The sequence below is a fragment of the Donghicola sp. genome (assembly GCF_025210255.1).
GTDB classification, from domain to species: domain Bacteria; phylum Pseudomonadota; class Alphaproteobacteria; order Rhodobacterales; family Rhodobacteraceae; genus Donghicola; species Donghicola eburneus.
In genome coordinates this window covers 23,353-41,802 of sequence record NZ_JAOARZ010000042.1, presented here as the reverse complement: position 1 = coordinate 41,802, position 18,450 = coordinate 23,353, and the positions used below count along the sequence as shown (strand labels likewise).

Here is an 18,450-nt window from a genome sequence, read left to right as displayed (position 1 = left end):
TCGACCCGAAGGCCGTTCCGTCTTAGACGTAGAAAACGTCGCGGAATACGTACTGAGCGATCTGGTCGCGCTTGATGCCCATCGCCTTCAGCTCGGCGTCCGATTTTGCTTCCAGTGCGCGGATCTCACCGATGCGCGAACGGCTGTTGGCATATGCGGTGTATGCACCAGCCAGTGCCGAGAAGAAGCGGTCAAAGCGTGCGCGGATGGTGGGACGTTCAACGTGAAATTCTGTGGTCGAGATTGCCATAAGAAAACCCTCTGGTGTTTGGTGTGTGGGTTTCCCCCCTGCCTTCCAACCTAAGGCATCGAGTTAGTCAGCAACACTTCCATTTCTGCATAGCCGCTTCACGTATGCCGCAATGCAGCGTTAACGCCAAAGGTGTGACAACGAAAAACGCCACCCGCGATGGGGTGGCGTCCAAGGCGCGGATTTATCAAGGTTTTACTTCTTGCTTGCCGCGGGCATCGACGGGGGTGCAGACGGAGCGCGTGTTTTTGCAGGCGCCGAGGCTGTCGTTGCTGGCTTGGATTGCGATGCTGCAGGTTTTGCAGCCTGAGGAGCAGGCTTCGCGGCCTCCGCGGGCTTGGCAGGCTCTGCCGCCTTAGCCGGTGCAGGCTTTGCCTCAGCAGGTTTGGGCGCGGGCTTCGGAGCCTCTGCTTTCGGCGCAGGTTTCGACGCTTCAGCTTTGGGCGCAGGCTTAGCAGCTTCGGCCTTGGGGGCGGGCTTCGGAGCCTCTGCCTTCGGAGCCGGTTTGGGCGCCTCAGCCTTTGCAGCGGGTTTGGTCGCAGGTTTGGGTGCTTCAGCTTTAGGAACAGGCTTCGGCGCTTCGGCCTTGGGCGATTCTTTCGGAGCCTCGGCGACTTTGGGCGCAGCGGCCTCAACCGCGGCGGGCTTCGCTGCAGGCTTGCGAGTCGTTTTGCGCGCGGGGGCTCGGGTCGAGCGAGGCTTCGGCGCTGCTTTGGGCTTTTCTGCTGGCGTCGCCACGGCCTTCAACGCGGGGGATGCCGCTTCTTCGCTCGATAGCTTCAGGTTCAGAGAGGAGAACGGCGACCAGACCATCATCAGACGATAAGAGCAGCTCATCATTTCCTGCTGCATCCGCAGGCCCTTGGCCCAATAGGCCATTGATGCGGCTGTGATTTCTACGGGGTTTGTGATCGTCAGCATTAGTAAATTCCTTTACGATCAAAGTGTTGCGCACTCTCCCGTGACTGCCATCACTGAAAACCATACCAACACTGCGTTCTGGAGAGAGTTTTGGGACCCGCAGCGCCGCTTTGCCACGCGAGTCGCGCGACACGAAAATATGCCACCTGCCTGCCCTGCCGGTCATGTTGATCGCGAAACATGCGGCGAAGTCTGGAAAAGCGGCCGAACACACAGACAGTCACTTCTTGACCATGTTCAGAGTGCGTTTTTCTGCACCTGCATTCAAGCTTCGTTTCGCAATTGCAGCATAAATCGGCTGAATTGACGCATCGCTGATCTAATGGCCGGTATCTTAGGCCACCACAGGCAGAATACAGACCAATAAGGCAGGCATCGCTCGCCCACTGTGACGGATTGCTGTGCTGGAATTTGTAGATAGGTAAGTGGCGCACCGGGGAGGATTCGAACCCCCGACCCCCTGATTCGTAGTCAGATACTCTATCCAGCTGAGCTACCGGTGCGTCGTGGGGGCCTTCTACGGTTATCGACTGGGGGCCGCAAGAGCAAAAAATAAAAAATTAGAAATTAATTTCGGCATCGCCCTTGGGGAGCCAAATTTCAAAGGCCGTGCCCCCATCATAATCAGGCTCCAGCCGCAATTGGCCGCCATGTCCACGGATAAGCTCTTGAGAAATCGTCAACCCCAGACCGGTACCGCCCCTCTTGCTGCTGCTTGCGAAAGGTTGGAACAGATGCTCTCGCGCTTTGGCCGGCAGACCGGGGCCAGTGTCACGCACGTGGATGCGCCAGCATTCATCATCCTCTTCGCTGTGAATGCAAATCTCCCCGCCCGTGCCCGCGCTTGCGATGGCCTGCCGTGCGTTCCTGACCAGATTAGAGAGCACCCGATGCAGTTGTTCGCTGTCCGCGCGGATCACAGTTCCTGCCATCACGTCGGCGGATAGACTGATATCCTCGTCCCCGATCGCGAGGCGTTCGCTTTCCAGCACATCGTTAACTAGATCTGCAAGCGGGACGCGAGACAAGCTGGGGGGCGGTTCTTGCGCCTTGCCAAAGGCCAAGGTGCTCTCGGTTAGGGTGACAGCCCGCGTAATAGACCGCACGAGCTTCGGCGCCATGCGGGCGACCGTCGGGTCAGCGCTGCTCTCTAGACGATCCGCAAAGAGCTGTGCGCTGGTCAGAATGTTGCGAAGGTCGTGGCTCACCCGTGCGACGGCCCCGCCTAGCTGCGCCAGACGCTCTTTCTGGCGTAGGGCAGCGGTCAATTCAGTCTCCAAGGACTTCAGCGCTTCTTCGGCCTCTCGCAATTCAGTGATTCCATTCGAGGGCGTGATAATCCGGCGGGCGTCCTCTGGTGCCTCAGCATAGCGTGCCATCTGGCGCACCACACTGCGCATGGGCGAAACGATCACTTTGCGTACGGCGAAGAAAAGCAGAGCCGCCGCGATCAGCGAAATCGCTAATGAGAGCCATAGGATTCGCAGCCCGTAATCCAGAAGGGCTGCACGCAAGGGCGCAGACGGCAGCGTCACCTCGATCAGCATACCCGCATCCTGTGTCGGATAACCGATTACCCGCAGCACGGAGTCTTGCGGGTTCCAGAGGGCAACCATCGCGTCACGGATAAGCTCCCACGCGGGGGTGTCGCGCAGATCGTATGTGGCCGCGACTGGCGATGGGATCGGAGAGGACAAAACAAGTTGGCGTGCTTCGTTCCGGCGCAGCACGACGTTATAGACGCCAGCATTCAGCAGCAGTTCTTCTTCAAGATCGCGATCGACTGCGCCGTTCGCCAGCAAGGCCAGCGATGCAATCTGGGCCCGTTCGATGCGCGCCAGAAGAAAGTCCTCTCTATAACGCGCAATCGAGGGCACAAAGATCAGGATTTCGGCGAGCATCACGAAAATGATCGTGAGGATCAGGAACCGCCCTGAGAGCGACTTGAACATCTATATCCCTCGGTCTGGTCAGGGCAGCAGTGCCTGCACAGCCCGAACCACGTATTTCACTATTTCGTTATCAAACAGACGGGGCGAAAAATAGTTCCCTGCCGCGCGCTTACTTATTTCTCCCATCGTGGGATATGGCGAGACCATATTCGTGAGATGCGACATCTTTAAACCATTCGCGAGCACCATAGCCCACAGGTTTATAATCTCGCCTGCGTCGGGCCCGACAATTGTCGCGCCAATCGGCCGACCTTTGCGCACCATGACTTTGATCCAGCCGGCCGTGCGGCCTGTCGCAATAGCGCGATCATTCCCGTCGTAGTCGAATCGCACCACCTCTATGTCATCACCATGAGCATGGCGTGCCTCATCTTCGGTCATCCCGATCTGGGCCAATTCGGGCGCGGTGTATGTGGCCCGTGGAATGTGGGATGTCTTCGCCTTGGCGGGCAAAGACAAAAGCGAAGAGCGAATGATGATCCCTGCGTGATAACCTGCGACGTGGGTAAATTGCATGCCGCCCGCGACATCCCCAATGGCATAAACTTTGCGATTCGATGTCCGCAGCCCCTCGTCCACCGTGATCCCTGTCTTGGAAAAGTCGATCCCAGCTTCACTCAGGTTAAGAGACTCGATATTCGGCTGGCGCCCCGCAGCGATTAACAGGTGCGTGCCTTCGATCTTGTGCGCGGTATTGGTCTCGACCCACAGATCACCAGCCGCGCCGCCGATCCGAAGGGCAGAGGTGTATTCCTGAATATCAACACCTTCTTCGCGCAACGTTTCCGCGACCAACGAGGCCGCATCGCGATCCTCTCTGGCGAGGACACCGCCTGCCTCGAGCACAGTGACCTGACACCCAAGACGCACATGGGCCTGAGCCATCTCTAAGCCGATCGGTCCGCCCCCGATGATAATTAAGTGCTCCGGCTTCTCTTGCAGATCGAAAAGCGTTTCATTGGTCAGGTAGGGCACGTCCTCAATCCCAGGGATTGGCGGGACTGCGGGGCGAGATCCAGTGGCCAACACAATCCGCCGCGCCTCAATCTCTGTCTCGCCCGCGATCATACGGTTCGCGCCGACGAAGCGGCCCTCCTCACGGACAACCGTTATGCCAAAGCCTTCAAACCGCTCCTGACTGTCATGGGGAGCGATGGTGGCAATGACTTCAGCGACGCGCTTCTTGACCGCAGCGTAGTCCACTTCGGGTTTGACCGCCTTGATCCCGAACGCGTCAGCTGTCGCCATCTGATGTGCACGGGCCGCGCTGGCGATCAGCGCCTTGGACGGCACGCAGCCATAGTTCAAGCAATCCCCGCCCATCTTGCCCCGTTCCAACAGGACAACCTTGGCCCCCATCTGCGCGGCACCAGCTGCAACAGACAGTCCGCCAGAGCCTGCGCCAACGACCAGCAGGTCTGTTTTAATATGCTTCATTGTTTAGACCCCAGGTGTTTTGCGAAAGGCCCGCACCACGGCGGGCAAAGCCGCCAGTGCCGCGAGCCCAAGCAAAGGCAGCAGCACAGACGGTGAAAAGATAATTCCAAGATCCGGCGTTTCACCGCGTTCGAAGATCGCGCCGAGTCCCGAGCCGACAGATGTGTAGACCAGCGCTCCTGGCATAATCCCCAGGAAGGTCGTGACCAGAAACGGCAGGAAGGCGACGCCGACGAGCGCAGGCACCAGATTCGCGACAAAGAAGGGCACGACGGGAATCAAGCGGATGAGGAACAGCATTTCCCATTGGTTCGCATCGATCCCTTCTTTGATTTTCCGGATTCGACCTTCACTGGTCTGCATTTTTTCCGCCAGCCGATCCCCAAGCCCCCAGCGGGCTGCCAAGAACAACAGAACTGCGCCGATGGTGGCGCCGCTGACATTGAACAGCACGCCCGGAAAGGTGGAAAACAAGAAGCCGCCGGTCAACGTGGCAACCGTCGCGCCTGGCAAGGAAAACGCAACCAGCACGGCATAAGCAAGCACGAAGGCCGCCGCGACCCAGCCGTAATGGGCATCTCGCAGCGCAATGAGCCGCTCGCGATTCTCGGCTAATGTCTGAAAATCAAGGATATCTTTAAGAAAGATTGCTCCGATTATGCCGCCCGCCACGAGCAGAATCAACGGCACCTGCTTTTGGACAGCCCCTAGCACAGGCTTGGATTTGGTCGATGTCATTGCAGAGGCGTCCTTGCAGAGTCGTTGAGGTGCGCCCAAGATGCAGGAGTTGAACAGAGACTGATAGGGGCCTCACGGGTGCTTGATCAGGGGTGATGGGATACGTCGAGATTCCCGCAGGATGCGCGCGAATTGAAACATTTTCGCGAAATAAGGCCGAGAACCCGTTTGACTTATTTCAGCATCCCCCCTAAGGACGGGCTTCGAATGTAACGGCTTGGGCGAATCCGCAAGCCTAGCCGCCATTAGTACGGAGACGTTGCGATGAAACGCACTTACCAACCCTCAAACCTGGTTCGCAAGCGCCGCCACGGGTTCCGCGCTCGTATGGCGACCAAAGCAGGCCGCAAGATCCTGAACGCCCGCCGCGCGCGTGGCCGCAAGAGCCTTAGCGCCTAATCCGGGTCAGAGTTATGACTGATCGGGCACCGTCATCGCCCGCGCCGGCACCTACACAGGCTCCGGCTCGGGACGAGGCGGTGCCCTTTCGCATGGAAAATCTGAAAAATCGGTCGGATTTCCTGCGAGCTGCGCGCGCTAACAAGCAAGGCACTGCAGGGCTTATGCTGCAAGGCCGGAAACGTGCGCCCGACGAATGCGATCAAGACCTGATCCGCATCGGTTTTACCTGTTCAAAGAAGATCGGCAATGCCGTTGCCCGCAACCGCGCCAAGCGCCGGATGCGTGAAATTGCACGCGAGTTGGTCCCTGAACTCGGCCGTGCGGGTTGGGATTACGTGCTGATTGGCCGCCCCAAGGCGACCATTGATCGAGACTTTGACGCCCTGCGCGGCGACCTTCGCTATGCTCTGCGCAAGGTCCACAGTCCGAAGCCCCCGCAGAAATGAGCCCCCTCGCCCATATTGTTGCGCTGCCTGTGCGTTTGTATCGGCTGACATTGTCACCTTGGATCGGAACAAGTTGCCGGTTCCAGCCCACATGCTCTGTCTACTCGCTCGAGGCGCTGGAAAAGCATGGCGCGATCAAAGGCACGTATCTGACCATTCACCGCATCATACGGTGCAATCCTTGGGGCGGATCGGGTTACGATCCCGTCCCGCCCTGCAAGCACGACCACCACTAGCCAACCAGCGCCAACCGGTTCGTCAGGGCCGCAGGAATCGTTACGCGCGTCGCCAAGGTCGATCGGTCGCTTATTCCAAGAATGGTCTCGTAGGCATCCCGCATGAAAACGGGGTCATGATAATACCAAGTGTGCTGGCCATACTCGATATCTGCGTAATTCGCGCGATTGGCGTCGAAATACGCACCACAATCCACATTCACCGCATGATCCGGCGCCGTGTCCGGCAGACCCACGCGCCCCGCCCGAGACGCCACCCCGAGCCGTTTAATGTTCGACAGGGACAGCACCGAATCATGGGGGTTGTTGTAGTTGGTCAGGCGTGTGCAATGCCGATACAATGAACTGCTTTTTCCCGCATCCTGGCACATCCCTGCCGCAGAGACATCCGCTGACATCAAAAGCACCTGACTGACATTCCAAGCATGACCCGCCACATAGCGGCGGTCATCGGCATCGTCGAACGCCTCTCGCAACACAAACGCGCCCATCGAATGCGCAGCGATATGAAGGTTGATCGGGCAGTCAGGTGTCTGCCGCTGCGCAAAGCCTGTGATCCCAGAATCTACCAGTCGGATCGCGGTGATCTTGGCGTCGGTCCGATCCTCTAGATAGTTCAGGGCCTTGTCCGCCGAGGGCCAATCGTAACTGACAACGACGCCTTCAAACCCTTGATCCCGCAAGCCTTTGGCCAGCAATCGGTGCCTGCGCAACATCTTCTTGGTCGAGACATTAAAGCCGTGGATATGCACTACGATGTCACCGCGATTGGGCTGACCTTCGGGCACGTGATCCAGCTTGGATTCGTGTAAAACCCGGCGCGCCCAACTGTCAGGCATCTTTTTCACAGCACCACCAATGCGGTGCGCGGGGCTGATATCTTCGGCCTCTGGCGGCACCACCAAGAAGCTATTTTGGCCGGGCTCGGGCTGAAATGTCCCGTTACGAATCCGGCGGACCGTAAAAATGTAATCCATGTTCCCTCTCAAATGCAAAAGGAGGCAACAGCAAAAGGCTTTTCCTATCCAGTCGGGTTTGGCATACCCCGCGCCATGCTTGATGAACATGACGAGATTCACCCGCTCTTTGCCGGGGCCCCTTCGGGGACAGAGTTCAAGAAACTCCGCAAACGCATCGTGCGCCAGACGCGCGAGGCGATCGAACAGTTCGGTATGATCGAACGTGGCGCCCGTTGGCTCGTTTGTCTATCGGGCGGCAAAGACAGCTATACTCTGCTGGCCGTTCTGCACGAACTCCAGTGGCGCGGGCTTTTGCCTGTCGAAATCCTGGCGTGTAACCTGGATCAGGGTCAGCCCGGCTTTCCGGCGACGGTCCTGCCCGAGTTTCTGGAAAAGATGAAGGTGCCGCACCGGATCGAATATCAGGACACTTATAGTGTCGTGATGGACAAGGTCCCCCAAGGCCGTACCTACTGTGCCCTCTGCTCGCGCCTGCGCCGCGGCAACCTGTATCGCATTGCCCGCGAAGAAGGGTGCAGCGCAGTCGTGCTGGGTCACCATCGCGACGACATTCTGGAAACCTTTATGATGAACCTGTTCCACGGCGGTCGCCTTGCGACCATGCCGCCGAAACTGGTGAACGAAGAAGGTGACCTGTTTGTCTATCGCCCTCTGGCCTTTGTGGCAGAGGATGATTGTGACAAGTTCGCCCGCGCGATGAACTATCCGATCATTCCGTGCGACCTCTGCGGCTCGCAGGACGGGCTTCAGCGCCAGCAGGTGAAGCAGATCCTTGATGGATGGGAAAAGAACAGCCCCGGCCGCCGCCAGGTCATGTTCCGCGCCCTAATGAATGCCCGCCCCAGCCATCTGCTGGATGCGGGGCTCTTTGATTTTGCCGGTTTGGAGCGTGGCGCACGCCCCGAAGACACCGACGGAATCCCGAAACTGCGCTGATTTGCGGCGCGACGGGGGCGGTCATCACGGGAAAACCGCTTGACCTTTGCCCCCTCGAATTGTTGAACCAGCCTGACTTTAAAGGACAAGGTGGCCCGATCTGATGGACGATCAGAATAAGAACCTCTTGCTCGCAACCGTACTGAGCGGTGTCGTGCTTGTGATTTGGTTTGTGCTTTTCCCGCCCGAGGAACCGGTACAAGACCCCAACGCCCCCGCAGTGACCGAACAGACCGTGGGCGACCAGCCCGCGATCGCCGACGGTGACTTGCCGACCGCAGACGGTGCAACAACCGCTGCTCCCGTACTCAGCCCCGAAGGCGATGCGCCCCGCATTCAGGTCCAGACCGACCGGATTGCAGGCTCGATCTCACTACTGGGTGGCCGTGTGGATGACATCCAACTCTTGGACTACGACGTCACCACCGACCCTGACTCGGAAAACGTGCAGGTCCTGTCGCGCGTCGGCTCGCCCAACGCGTACTACGCATTGTTCGGTTGGGCCCCTGTTGACGGCATCGACGCTGCCAATGTGCCAGGACCCGAGACCCTGTGGTCCGCGCCCGAAGATGCAGTTCTGACCCAAGACACTCCCGTGACGCTGACTTGGGACAACGGCGCCGGCCAGATCTTTACCCGCGTGATGGAAATCGACGACAACTTCATGTTCCGCATGAACCAGACCGTCGAGAACACCAGCGGTGATCCGATCACTGTGCGCCCCTACGGTATCGTGCGTCGCCACGGCGAGCCTGACACCACCAAGTTCTTTATCCTGCACGAAGGCCTGATCCGCATGTCGGACGGCGAGCTGCAGGAACTGGACTACAAAGCGCTTAGCAAGATGGATATCGACGACCGCGAAGGCACCAATGCCGAGCGTCTTGAGGTTCAGGAAAACGGTTGGATCGGTTTCACTGACCACTACTGGCAGACCATCCTTATCCCCGATGGCGACGCGCCTTTCCGCTCGACTGCGAAATTCTTTGAGTCGCGCGAGATTTATCAGGCCGAAGCCGTGCTGCCCGCCGTGACCGTTGCCGCTGGCGAAACCGCCGAAGCAGGCACCCGCCTGTTCACCGGCGCCAAGGAATGGGAAACGCTGAAGCACTACGAAGAGGACGAAGGCGTTACCGGCTTTGTCGACTCGATCGACTGGGGCTGGTTCTTCTATTTCACCAAGCCGATCTTCTGGATGCTGCACAACCTGAACAACCTGATTGGCAACATGGGTTGGTCGATCATCGCCCTTACCGTTGTGATCAAGGCGCTGGTGCTGCCGCTGGCCTACAAGTCCTATGCCTCGATGGCGCGTATGCGTGAACTTCAGCCCGAGATGGAAAAGCTGAAGGAATCCGCAGGCGACGACCGCATGAAGATGCAGCAGGGCATGATGGAGCTGTACAAGAAGAACAAGGTGAACCCTGCATCCGGCTGTCTGCCGATGCTGATCCAGATCCCGATCTTCTTCTCGCTCTACAAGGTGATCTTCGTGACCATGGAACTGCGTCACGCACCTTGGTTCGGCTGGATCCAAGACCTTTCGGCACCTGATCCTAGCTCGATCCTGAACCTCTTTGGACTGCTGCCTTTCGCGGCTCCCAACCCCGAGTCGTTCCTTGCGATCATCTCGCTCGGCATCCTGCCGATCCTGCTGGGTATCTCGATGTGGCTGCAGCAGAAGCTGAATCCGGCGCCCACCGACCCTGCGCAAGCGATGATCTTTGCCTGGATGCCATGGGTCTTCATGTTCATGCTGGGTAATTTTGCCAGCGGTCTGGTTCTGTACTGGATTACGAACAACACGATCACCTTTATCCAGCAGTACCTGATCATGCGCAGCCATGGGTACAAACCGGACGTCTTTGGCAACATCAAGAAGAGCTTTGCCAAAAAGAAGAAGAAAGAAGCCTGATATGGCACGGGTGACAGATCTCTTCCGTCACCCGATCAAAGGTCTCGGTGGTGAAGCCATTACCGAGACTGCTCTGCACAAAGATCGCCCGCTGCCGCACGACCGGCAGTGGGCGATTTTGCAAGAAGGACAGCGGGACACCGGCACATGGCAGCGCCGCGGCACCTTTGGTCACGTGGCCAGAGGACCGCAACTCGCCCCGACCCGCGCAGCGGTTGACGGCGGCGCAATCACCGTCACGCACCCCGATCTTCCCCCGCTACGGTTCGAGCCCGGGTTGGATGATCAGCGCCTGCTAGAATGGTTAACGCCAATTTGGGGCGACGCCCTGCAGCCCCCTACAAGTCTGATCCCCGCCCCCGTCACGGGCATGACAGATGCCAATTATCCCTCTGTCTCGATCATGTCGCGCGCCTCTTTGGCCGCTTTGCAAGATGCCGCAGAGCAGCTCGTTGATCCTCGCCGGTTCCGCGGAAACATTTGGATCGAGGGCTTGCCCCCGTGGACAGAGAACAATTGGACAAACCGCACACTGCGTATCGGCACAGCCGAAGCGACGATCATTGAGCCGATCATCCGCTGCCGCGCCATCGAAGCGAACCCCGAGACCGGCGTCTTTGACGCAAATCTCATAAAAACTCTGAAAGGCCATTGGGATCACGTTTACTTCGGTGTAAACGCACGGGTCACGAAGCCGGGCGAGGTACGCCTTGGCGATACGCTAGAGGTCCTGTGATGCAACTGCCCTTCCCCTTGGTCGAGGAACCGGATGCCGAAACACTCGAAGCCGCGCGCAAGATGTTCGCGGGCGAGACGGACTTCCTCAAAGGTGTCGTCAAAATGGATGGCCTCCCGCCAGCCGAACGCATCGAGGTCTGCTTTGCGGGTCGTTCGAATGTCGGGAAATCCAGTTTGATCAATGCACTAACAGGGCGCAAAGCGCTCGCGCGCGCGTCGAACACGCCCGGGCGCACGCAGGAAATTAACTACTTCACCGTGGGCGAGGATCACTTCCTTGTCGACTTGCCCGGCTATGGCTACGCGAACGCACCTGTCGCTGTCGTCGAGAAATGGCAGCGCCTGCTGAAGCAGTACTTGTCCGGCCGTCAAACCCTGCGCCGCGCCTTTGTCCTGATCGATTCGCGCCACGGCGTGAAAAAAGTCGACGAAGAGATCATGAAGCTGCTCGACACCTCGGCGGTTACCTTCCAGTGCGTTCTAACCAAAGAAGACAAGATCAAGGAAAAGGACCGCGGGCCTATGCTCAAGCAGGTCCGTGCAGCGTTGTCCCGTCACCCTGCCGCTTTCCCAGAGATCATCAGCACTTCGTCGGAAAAGGGTTGGGGCATCGGCACCCTGCGCGCTGTGATCGCGAACCTCGAATAACTCGCTCCATTCTCTCGTTCCGGCACGTCGCGGGCTGTGCCTTGAGTATTTTGACAAAGCAGAAAGTGCAGGCGCGTCCTTGCTTTCATCTTGGTAAAAATACCCATGTCGGATCGGCAGACGCACTTCCCCTCGGTCAGGGGCTGGGTTACCCATGACGAACACCCAGAGGGACAGGACATGAAGAAGCAAATGGCAAGAACAACGGACTGGATCGCCACCGCTCGGACGCTCTCCGAGGCACTCCCCTATCTGCAACGCTACGATGACGCCATTGTCGTGATCAAACTTGGCGGCCATGCGATGGGCAGCGAAGACGCGATGGACAGCTTTGCCCGCGATGTGGTCCTCATGCGTCAGGTCGGCCTGAACCCTGTCGTTGTCCACGGTGGCGGGCCCATGATCAACGAAATGCTTGGCAAGCTTGGCGTGAAGTCCGAGTTCGTGAATGGCAAGCGCGTGACCGATCAAGCGACTGTCGACGTTGTCGAAATGGTGCTGTCGGGTCAGGTGAACAAGCGCATTGTGCAGGCGATCAACCGTCAGGGTGGCCGCGCTGTTGGGTTGTCGGGCAAAGACGCCAACCTGATGATTTGCGAACAGACCGACCCCGCACTGGGTTTGGTGGGCACACCATCCAAAGTGGACCCGAATGTTCTTAACGCGCTATTTGAAGACGACACCATACCCGTTATCGCGCCTTTGGGTGCCGGAGAGAATGGTGAGACATTCAACATCAACGGCGACACTGCCGCTGGGGCCATCGCCGCTGCGCTCAAGGCCGATCGCCTGCTGCTGCTGACCGACGTTTCGGGCGTGAAGAATGCAGATGGCGAGGTTGTCACCGAACTGATGGCTGCTCAGGTCCGCGAAATGACCGAGTCAGGTGTGATCGCGGGCGGCATGATCCCCAAAACCCAAACCGCGCTTGAGGCTGTCGAGGCCGGTGTTCGGGCAGTCGTTATTCTGGATGGCCGCCTGCCGAACGCCTGTTTGCTAGAGCTCTTCACAGATCACGGTGCTGGATCTTTGATTCGTATGCAGCCTAAGGGCAGCTGAATTGACCGCTCGTTTGAACGATATCGAGGCCCTGCTGGATCAGCAGGGCCTTTGTGTTTCCGGTGGGCTGGTTCCGGAAGCGGGCGACGATTTACCCCAGATGAAGAGCCTCTTGATGATCAGCCCCAATGGCGCTGATTTCTGGCCCCTGTTCACGCGCAGCCCCGAGTACAACGATGGTGCCCCCGATCCGATCGACCGCTGGTCGCAACGGCTCCTAACAGACCTTGCACAGCGTCTCGGAGGCAAGGCGCTTTTCCCGTTTGGTGGACCGCCGTATCGTCCGTTTTTGCAGTGGGCCATACGGACAGGCCGCGCTCACAGCTCTGCTGTTGGCATGCTCGTGCATAATGACGCGGGCCTCTGGATCAGTTACCGCGGCGCGATTGCCTTGCCCTACTCTGTGGCGTTGCCTGTCCCACTACAGAACCCATGCGAGACTTGTGTCCCGCGCCCCTGCCTCTCTGCCTGCCCTGTGGGCGCGCTGAGTGACGGGTACGACACTGCTGCCTGCCACAGCTGGCTGGAACGGCCCGAGGCAGACTGCATGAGCCAAGGCTGTGCTGTGCGCCGCGCTTGTCCAGTGGGCGCGGCCTATGGCAGGCTGCCCGAGCAATCCGCCTTTCATATGAAGAGTTTTCACAAATGACCCTGCGCCTGATTTTGACTCGGCATGCCAAATCCAGTTGGGATGATCCTCTGCAAGAGGATCACGACCGAGTTCTGAACGAGCGTGGCCGCACCGCAGCGCCTGCAATTGGCGCATGGCTGCAGAAGCAGGGCTATTTGCCGGACGAGGTACTGTGTTCGACAGCGGCACGGACCCGCGAAACTCTGGATCGTTTGGGACTGCCGCAGGCGGAGACCGAGTATGTCCAGCGTCTCTATCATGCGTCCAGCGACACGATGATGGATGTGCTGAAACGCGCGACCGGTCGAACTGTGATGATGATTGGCCACAATCCCGGTATCGCGGATTTCGCAACCCGCTTGCTGGCCAACACGCCTGCGCACCCTCAGTTCACCCGCTATCCGACTTGCGCCACACTTGTCGCCGAATTCCCCGAAAAAGAATGGCGGGCGGTGCGTTTCCACACCGCCCGCGCCATAGATTTCATTGTGCCAAGAGACTTGACCGACTGAGCGATCAGTGCCCCAAGATCTGGCTGAGGAACAGCTTGGTCCGCTCGCTCTTGGGGTTGTTGAAGAACTCTTCAGGCTCATTCTGTTCGACGATCTGACCTTGGTCCATAAAGATCACGCGGTTCGCCACCTGACGGGCGAAGCCCATCTCGTGGGTCACACAGAGCATGGTCATGCCCTCTTCCGCGAGTTCGACCATGGTATCCAGAACCTCTTTGATCATCTCGGGGTCGAGTGCGGAGGTTGGTTCGTCGAACAGCATGATGCGCGGCTTCATGCAGAGCGAACGGGCAATCGCCACACGCTGCTGCTGGCCGCCCGACAGCTGACCGGGGTACTTATTGGCCTGATCGGGGATCTTCACCTTCTCAAGGAAGTGCATCGCGGTTTCTTCGGCCTGCTTCTTTGGGATCTTGCGAACCCAGATCGGCGCCAGCGTGCAGTTTTCCAAAATGGTCAGGTGCGGGAAGAGATTGAAATGCTGGAAGCACATGCCAACCTCGGACCGGATCGCATCAATATTCTTCAGGTCAGAGGTCAGGTGGACGCCGTCCACCACGATTTTGCCAGCCTGATGCTCTTCCAGAGCGTTGATGCAGCGGATCAGCGTCGATTTACCAGAGCCCGACGGGCCCGCGATAACGATACGCTCACCGCGGTAGACGCTCAGATCAATGTCCCGCAGAACGTGGAACTGACCGTACCATTTGTTCATCTTCTCGATCGAGATCGCGATCTCGTCGGAGACTTTCATTTGTGTGGTGTCAACCATAGTAGGGCACCTTTCTTAACGATGATCCGTGCGGAGCTGACGCTCCAGCCACTGGGAATATTGGGAAATGCTGTAGCAGGTGACAAAGAACAGAAGCGCGGCGAAGCCATACAGCTCCCAATACACGCCGTTCCATTCGGTCGAGGCCAAGATCGGGCCACGGATCATACCTACCAGATCGAACATCGAGATCACCGACACCAGCGTGGTGTCCTTGAACAGGCCAACGGCGACGTTCACGATACCCGGGATCGAAATCTTCAGCGCTTGGGGCAGGATGATCAGGCGCATGGCCTGCGCGTAGTCCAGACCAAGGCTGTCTGCGGCTTCGTACTGGCCCTTGGGCAGCGCAGCCAGACCACCACGGATCACCTCGGCGATATAGGCCGACGAGAACATGGTGATCATGATGATCACACGCAGGATCAGGTCCATGTTGGTTTCCGGCGGGAAGAAGTAGGCCAGAACCACACTCGCCACGAACAGCAGGGTAATCAGAGGCACACCGCGAATGAACTCGATGAAGACCACGCTTATGCCCTTGATGATCGGCATGTGCGACTGACGCCCCAGCGCCAGCATGATGCCGATGGGCAGCGACAACGAGATACAGACGACACCCAGCATCATGTTCAGCATAAAGCCACCCATGTCGCGGCTGGCGACAGGCTCGAGCACCATGATGCCATCAACAGACGGCTTGACCACGCCACCGATTTTCCAGACCACGACCGCAGCGATCAGACCCGCAGCCAGACCAAGGACGAAGCCGAAACGCTCTGCCTTGGTGAAGACGAGGTAGCCGACAACCACACCGATCAACACAAAGACCGAGGTCATGATGGTCCCACCCCACAGCAGCCAGTAGGCGACAAAGGGGAAGAGACCGGTGATGATCAGCATCGCACGCGGCAGTGCCACGAACAGCACTGGTGCTGCGGCGACCAGCATCAGCACAAACGCCAAGGTCGGGCGCCAGTATTGGTCGGACGGATAGGCAATGCCGAACAAGAGCTGCTGCCAGCGCTCGGTCAAGACCGAGAAACAGGCCCCGCGTGCGCCGTCCAGAATTTCACGGCATTGCGCCAGCGAGCTGGTGTCCCAGATCCCGTTTAGGAACCACGGACCCGCCGAGAAAATCAGACGCACAATGACGTAGAGCGCCACGATGGTCAGCACGCTGTTCACCCAGTTTGAAAACAGGTTCGAGCGTGCCCATTTAACGATGCCCTTCTCTTTGATGGGCGGTTCTTGTTGCGCAAGCATCTCAGTGCGCACGAAGGCGAGGTGGGAATGCATATCGCTCATCTCAACGCTCCTTCAGCTTAACGCGGTTGTTGTAGGTGTTCATCACGGCCGAAATCCCGAGACTGATGATCAGGTAGAACAGCATCAGCAGTAGAACACATTCGATCGCGCGACCCGTCTGGTTCAGGGTGATCCCCCCCAGAGTACCGGTCAGATCCATGTAGCCCACAGCAATCGCGAGCGAGCTGTTCTTGGTCAGGTTCAGGAACTGCGAGATCACCGGCGGGATGATAACGCGCAGAGCTTGGGGCAGGACAACCAGGCTCATGATGCGGCCCGGGCGCAGACCCAGCGACGCAGCAGCCTCGGTCTGGCCGCGGTTGATCGCCTGAATGCCCGCGCGGACGTTCTCTGCGATAAAGGCGCCGGTATACACCGACAAAGCCAGCCAGAGCGCAATCAGCGGGCGCTGCATCGCAATACCGCCAGAGAAGTTGAAGCCACCCAACTCAGGTATTTCGACACCAATGGGACGGCCCATGATGAAATACACAAGGATCGCGGGAACAAACAGGATGGCCAGCGTCGGCCAGCCCATGGGCAGCAGCTTACCCGTCGAGAACAGCAGCTTTTTGGCGTAGGCGCGGTAGGCAAAGGCACCGATGACTGACAGCACAAAGACTGTCACTACAACCCACGACCCTTCGAGCCAAAGCGGCTTGGGAACGTAAATGCCACGGTTGGTAAAGGCGATGATCCCGAGGAACATCTCGGCATCCGGCGTCTCTCCGCGATAGGCGCGGGGCGCAGGCATCACTGTCACGATGGTCGAGATGATCAGAATCCAAATCAGAACGGGGACGTTCCGGAAGGCTTCGACGTAAACCGACATCAGTTTTGCAACGAGCCAGTTTTTGGACAGTCGGCCCACGCCAGCGAATACGCCGAGAATGGTCGCTGTAATACAGCCCAAGAAAGCCACGAGCAGGGTGTTCAGAACACCAACGATCGAGGCCCGCAAATGCGAGTCTTGGTTATTATATTCGATCAGAGACTGGTTGATATCGTATCCAGCAGGCTGACCCAGAAACCCGTAAGAGATACTCAGACCAGCCACACGCAGGTTGGTGATCAGGTTCATCGTCAAATAGCCGAGACCGAACAGCAGCAGCACAAGCGCTATGAACTGAAAGGTGTACGACCGGTAACGCGTATCATGGATCAGCTGGGACAGCTGGAACGACTCTTTCGGAGGGTCGGTATATGCCGTCATATTTGCTTCCCGGAAGGTAACAGAAGGTGGATGCGAGGGCTGTAGCCTTCACATGTCCTGTCGTGTTTTGATTATCGTTATGGGGGTATAGAAGAAGGGGCGCGGATCAACCGCGCCCCATAACCGTCTAGTCGGTATTAGCGGAAGGGCGGTGCGTAGAGCAGGCCGCCATCAGTCCACTGAGCGTTCAGGCCACGTGCCAGGCCAACGGGGGTCTCTTCGCCGATGTTCTTGGCAAAGATTTCACCGTAGTTGCCGCCAGCTGCGATTGCGCGCTTGGCCCACTCGGCGTCCAGACCGATCATCGCACCCAGTTCACCTTCGGTGCCCAGGATACGGTTGATTTCGGGGTTGTTGGTGCCAGCCGACATCTCTTCGATGTTTGCCGAGGTGATGCCGTACTCTTCGGCTGCGATCAGCGCCATCAGGGTCCAGCTTGCGATATCACCCCAGTCGTTGTCGCCGTGGCGGACAAGCGGGCCCAGAGGCTCTTTGGAGATGATCTCGGGCAGGATCACGTGCTCACCGGGGTTTTCGAACGCGGCGCGGGTTGCGGCCAGGCCCGAAGCGTCGGTGGTGTACACGTCACACGCGCCTTCGAGGTACAGAGGCTGTGCTTCTGCGTTGGTCTCGATCGGAACGGGGGTGTATTCGATGTTGTTGGTGCGGAAGAAGTCCGCCAGGTTCAGCTCGGTGGTGGTACCAGTCTGAATGCAGACAGTCGCGCCGTCCAGTTCCTTGGCCGAGGTGACACCCAGCGCCTTGGGAACCATGAAGCCCTGACCGTCGTAGTAGTTCACGCCGACGAAATCGAACTTCAGGTCGGTGTCGCGCGAGAAGGTCCAAGTGGTGTTGCGTGCCAGCAGGTCGATTTCGCCCGACGCAAGCGCGGTGAAACGGGTCTTACCTGTGGTGGGTACGAATTCAACAGCGGTGGGGTCACCCAGCACTGCAGCTGCAACTGCGCGGCAAACAGAGACGTCAAAGCCCTGCCATTCGCCGTTCGCATCGGGTGCTGCAAAGCCTACGAGACCGGTGGTCACGCCACAGTTCAGCGTGCCACGCGCCTTGACATCATCAAGGGTAGCTGCGGCTGCTGCGCCTGCGGTCAGACCAGCGACGGTCAGAGCACCCAGAAACACGGATTTTTTCATTTTTACCTCTTCCTGATTTCCCGCTGTTGATCAGCGGTTCTAGTGGGCCATCCCAGCCCGTCGGTAAGTACCGGGCCATTTTTGACCCGATGAACAAAGAGTGGCCGAGATCATCAGGAATCGTCAAGGGCGCAATCACGAAATCCCATGGGCTTTCGCACATTCGTTGATCATTTGCCCAACAGGGGCACTTTTATTTCGT

20 protein-coding genes and 1 tRNA gene are annotated in these 18,450 nt (G+C 58.4%); 10 read left to right on the top strand and 11 right to left on the bottom strand.

The genetic code is table 11. The features are described 5' to 3' along the window. Positions 1-22: 22 nt before the first annotated feature. The 6 genes from N4A58_RS18610 to N4A58_RS18585 all read right to left on the bottom strand — a co-directional run bounded on the left by N4A58_RS18610 (position 23) and on the right by N4A58_RS18585 (position 5,298). The gene (locus tag N4A58_RS18610; protein ID WP_072707983.1) at positions 23-250 is read right to left on the bottom strand and encodes a hypothetical protein; all 228 of its coding nucleotides are present in this window, start codon (positions 248-250) and stop codon (positions 23-25) included. Positions 251-445: 195 nt separating this feature from the next. Then, positions 446-1,171, bottom strand: coding sequence for a hypothetical protein (locus N4A58_RS18605; RefSeq protein WP_293712572.1), 726 nt, complete (start codon positions 1,169-1,171; stop codon positions 446-448). A 426-nt stretch (positions 1,172-1,597) separates the two neighbouring features. Next, a tRNA-Arg gene (locus N4A58_RS18600) sits at positions 1,598-1,674 on the bottom strand. A gap of 57 nt (positions 1,675-1,731) precedes the next feature. Beyond that, positions 1,732-3,123 (bottom strand): HAMP domain-containing sensor histidine kinase, encoded by a 1,392-nt coding sequence (locus N4A58_RS18595; RefSeq protein WP_293712571.1) that lies wholly within the window; start codon positions 3,121-3,123, stop codon positions 1,732-1,734. An 18-nt stretch (positions 3,124-3,141) separates the two neighbouring features. Further along, positions 3,142-4,560 carry an FAD-dependent oxidoreductase gene (locus N4A58_RS18590; protein WP_293712569.1) on the bottom strand — a complete coding sequence of 473 codons (1,419 nt, stop codon included), beginning with the start codon at positions 4,558-4,560 and terminating at the stop codon, positions 3,142-3,144. Positions 4,561-4,563: 3 nt separating this feature from the next. After that, positions 4,564-5,298, bottom strand: a complete 735-nt coding sequence (locus N4A58_RS18585; RefSeq protein ID WP_293712567.1) for a TVP38/TMEM64 family protein — start codon at positions 5,296-5,298, stop codon at positions 4,564-4,566. Between the two features lie 264 nt (positions 5,299-5,562). Between N4A58_RS18585 and rpmH the strand changes: the two genes are divergently transcribed. The 3 genes from rpmH to yidD all read left to right on the top strand — a co-directional run bounded on the left by rpmH (position 5,563) and on the right by yidD (position 6,382). Beyond that, positions 5,563-5,697: a 50S ribosomal protein L34 gene (rpmH, locus tag N4A58_RS18580; protein ID WP_005980833.1), complete on the top strand. Its 135-nt coding sequence runs from the start codon at positions 5,563-5,565 to the stop codon at positions 5,695-5,697. A 92-nt stretch (positions 5,698-5,789) separates the two neighbouring features. Further along, complete coding sequence (rnpA, locus tag N4A58_RS18575) at positions 5,790-6,146, top strand: ribonuclease P protein component (protein WP_245780432.1); 357 nt, start codon at positions 5,790-5,792, stop codon at positions 6,144-6,146. Further along, complete coding sequence (gene yidD / locus N4A58_RS18570; RefSeq protein WP_072707995.1) at positions 6,143-6,382, top strand: membrane protein insertion efficiency factor YidD; 240 nt, start codon at positions 6,143-6,145, stop codon at positions 6,380-6,382. Before rnpA ends, yidD begins: the two co-directional genes overlap by 4 nt. On the opposite strand, the gene N4A58_RS18565 is transcribed toward yidD, so the two are convergent. Continuing rightward, the gene (locus N4A58_RS18565; RefSeq protein WP_293712508.1) at positions 6,379-7,359 is read right to left on the bottom strand and encodes an alpha/beta hydrolase; all 981 of its coding nucleotides are present in this window, start codon (positions 7,357-7,359) and stop codon (positions 6,379-6,381) included. The genes yidD and N4A58_RS18565 overlap by 4 nt on opposite strands. Before the next feature lie 75 nt (positions 7,360-7,434). Between N4A58_RS18565 and ttcA the strand changes: the two genes are divergently transcribed. The 7 genes from ttcA to N4A58_RS18530 all read left to right on the top strand — a co-directional run bounded on the left by ttcA (position 7,435) and on the right by N4A58_RS18530 (position 13,801). Next, positions 7,435-8,298 carry a tRNA 2-thiocytidine(32) synthetase TtcA gene (gene ttcA, locus N4A58_RS18560; RefSeq protein WP_293712505.1) on the top strand — a complete coding sequence of 288 codons (864 nt, stop codon included), beginning with the start codon at positions 7,435-7,437 and terminating at the stop codon, positions 8,296-8,298. Between the two features lie 103 nt (positions 8,299-8,401). Next, positions 8,402-10,213: a membrane protein insertase YidC gene (yidC, locus tag N4A58_RS18555; RefSeq protein WP_293712502.1), complete on the top strand. Its 1,812-nt coding sequence runs from the start codon at positions 8,402-8,404 to the stop codon at positions 10,211-10,213. 1 nt (position 10,214) lies between these two features. Continuing rightward, positions 10,215-10,949 (top strand): MOSC domain-containing protein, encoded by a 735-nt coding sequence (locus N4A58_RS18550; RefSeq protein ID WP_293712500.1) that lies wholly within the window; start codon positions 10,215-10,217, stop codon positions 10,947-10,949. Then, a complete protein-coding gene (yihA, locus tag N4A58_RS18545) occupies positions 10,949-11,599 on the top strand; it encodes a ribosome biogenesis GTP-binding protein YihA/YsxC (RefSeq protein ID WP_293712498.1) in 651 nt (216 codons plus the stop codon). The genes N4A58_RS18550 and yihA overlap by 1 nt, the downstream gene beginning before the upstream one ends. 192 nt (positions 11,600-11,791) lie before the next feature. Continuing rightward, positions 11,792-12,658 (top strand): acetylglutamate kinase, encoded by an 867-nt coding sequence (argB, locus tag N4A58_RS18540; protein WP_293712495.1) that lies wholly within the window; start codon positions 11,792-11,794, stop codon positions 12,656-12,658. A gap of 1 nt (position 12,659) precedes the next feature. After that, positions 12,660-13,307 (top strand): ferredoxin, encoded by a 648-nt coding sequence (locus N4A58_RS18535; protein WP_293712492.1) that lies wholly within the window; start codon positions 12,660-12,662, stop codon positions 13,305-13,307. After that, entirely contained in the window at positions 13,304-13,801 is a 498-nt protein-coding gene (locus N4A58_RS18530) for a histidine phosphatase family protein (RefSeq protein WP_293712489.1), read from the top strand. Before N4A58_RS18535 ends, N4A58_RS18530 begins: the two co-directional genes overlap by 4 nt. Before the next feature lie 4 nt (positions 13,802-13,805). Here the strand turns inward: N4A58_RS18530 and N4A58_RS18525 are convergent, their stop codons facing one another. From N4A58_RS18525 to N4A58_RS18510, 4 genes are all read right to left on the bottom strand, one after another. Then, positions 13,806-14,573, bottom strand: a complete 768-nt coding sequence (locus tag N4A58_RS18525; protein ID WP_072708007.1) for an amino acid ABC transporter ATP-binding protein — start codon at positions 14,571-14,573, stop codon at positions 13,806-13,808. 15 nt (positions 14,574-14,588) lie between these two features. Continuing rightward, on the bottom strand, positions 14,589-15,881 hold the full coding sequence (locus N4A58_RS18520; protein WP_293712485.1) for an amino acid ABC transporter permease: 1,293 nt from the start codon (positions 15,879-15,881) through the stop codon (positions 14,589-14,591). Between the two features lies 1 nt (position 15,882). Further along, on the bottom strand, positions 15,883-17,094 hold the full coding sequence (locus N4A58_RS18515; protein ID WP_293712482.1) for an ABC transporter permease subunit: 1,212 nt from the start codon (positions 17,092-17,094) through the stop codon (positions 15,883-15,885). Between the two features lie 137 nt (positions 17,095-17,231). Further along, positions 17,232-18,248, bottom strand: a complete 1,017-nt coding sequence (locus tag N4A58_RS18510) for an amino acid ABC transporter substrate-binding protein (RefSeq protein WP_293712479.1) — start codon at positions 18,246-18,248, stop codon at positions 17,232-17,234. Between the last annotated feature and the right edge of the window lie 202 nt (positions 18,249-18,450).

Coding starts and splice junctions, on each gene's coding strand:
- N4A58_RS18565 (WP_293712508.1), bottom strand. CDS start 7,359: ATGGATTACATTTTTACGGTCCGCCGGATTCGTAACGGGACATTTCAG.
- N4A58_RS18595 (WP_293712571.1), bottom strand. CDS start 3,123: ATGTTCAAGTCGCTCTCAGGGCGGTTCCTGATCCTCACGATCATTTTC.
- rpmH (WP_005980833.1), top strand. CDS start 5,563: ATGAAACGCACTTACCAACCCTCAAACCTGGTTCGCAAGCGCCGCCAC.
- N4A58_RS18510 (WP_293712479.1), bottom strand. CDS start 18,248: ATGAAAAAATCCGTGTTTCTGGGTGCTCTGACCGTCGCTGGTCTGACC.
- N4A58_RS18525 (WP_072708007.1), bottom strand. CDS start 14,573: ATGGTTGACACCACACAAATGAAAGTCTCCGACGAGATCGCGATCTCG.
- yihA (WP_293712498.1), top strand. CDS start 10,949: ATGCAACTGCCCTTCCCCTTGGTCGAGGAACCGGATGCCGAAACACTC.
- N4A58_RS18605 (WP_293712572.1), bottom strand. CDS start 1,171: ATGCTGACGATCACAAACCCCGTAGAAATCACAGCCGCATCAATGGCC.
- N4A58_RS18530 (WP_293712489.1), top strand. CDS start 13,304: ATGACCCTGCGCCTGATTTTGACTCGGCATGCCAAATCCAGTTGGGAT.
- argB (WP_293712495.1), top strand. CDS start 11,792: ATGGCAAGAACAACGGACTGGATCGCCACCGCTCGGACGCTCTCCGAG.
- yidC (WP_293712502.1), top strand. CDS start 8,402: ATGGACGATCAGAATAAGAACCTCTTGCTCGCAACCGTACTGAGCGGT.
- N4A58_RS18515 (WP_293712482.1), bottom strand. CDS start 17,094: ATGACGGCATATACCGACCCTCCGAAAGAGTCGTTCCAGCTGTCCCAG.
- N4A58_RS18585 (WP_293712567.1), bottom strand. CDS start 5,298: ATGACATCGACCAAATCCAAGCCTGTGCTAGGGGCTGTCCAAAAGCAG.
- N4A58_RS18520 (WP_293712485.1), bottom strand. CDS start 15,881: ATGAGCGATATGCATTCCCACCTCGCCTTCGTGCGCACTGAGATGCTT.
- yidD (WP_072707995.1), top strand. CDS start 6,143: ATGAGCCCCCTCGCCCATATTGTTGCGCTGCCTGTGCGTTTGTATCGG.
- N4A58_RS18550 (WP_293712500.1), top strand. CDS start 10,215: ATGGCACGGGTGACAGATCTCTTCCGTCACCCGATCAAAGGTCTCGGT.
- ttcA (WP_293712505.1), top strand. CDS start 7,435: ATGCTTGATGAACATGACGAGATTCACCCGCTCTTTGCCGGGGCCCCT.
- N4A58_RS18610 (WP_072707983.1), bottom strand. CDS start 250: ATGGCAATCTCGACCACAGAATTTCACGTTGAACGTCCCACCATCCGC.
- rnpA (WP_245780432.1), top strand. CDS start 5,790: ATGGAAAATCTGAAAAATCGGTCGGATTTCCTGCGAGCTGCGCGCGCT.
- N4A58_RS18590 (WP_293712569.1), bottom strand. CDS start 4,560: ATGAAGCATATTAAAACAGACCTGCTGGTCGTTGGCGCAGGCTCTGGC.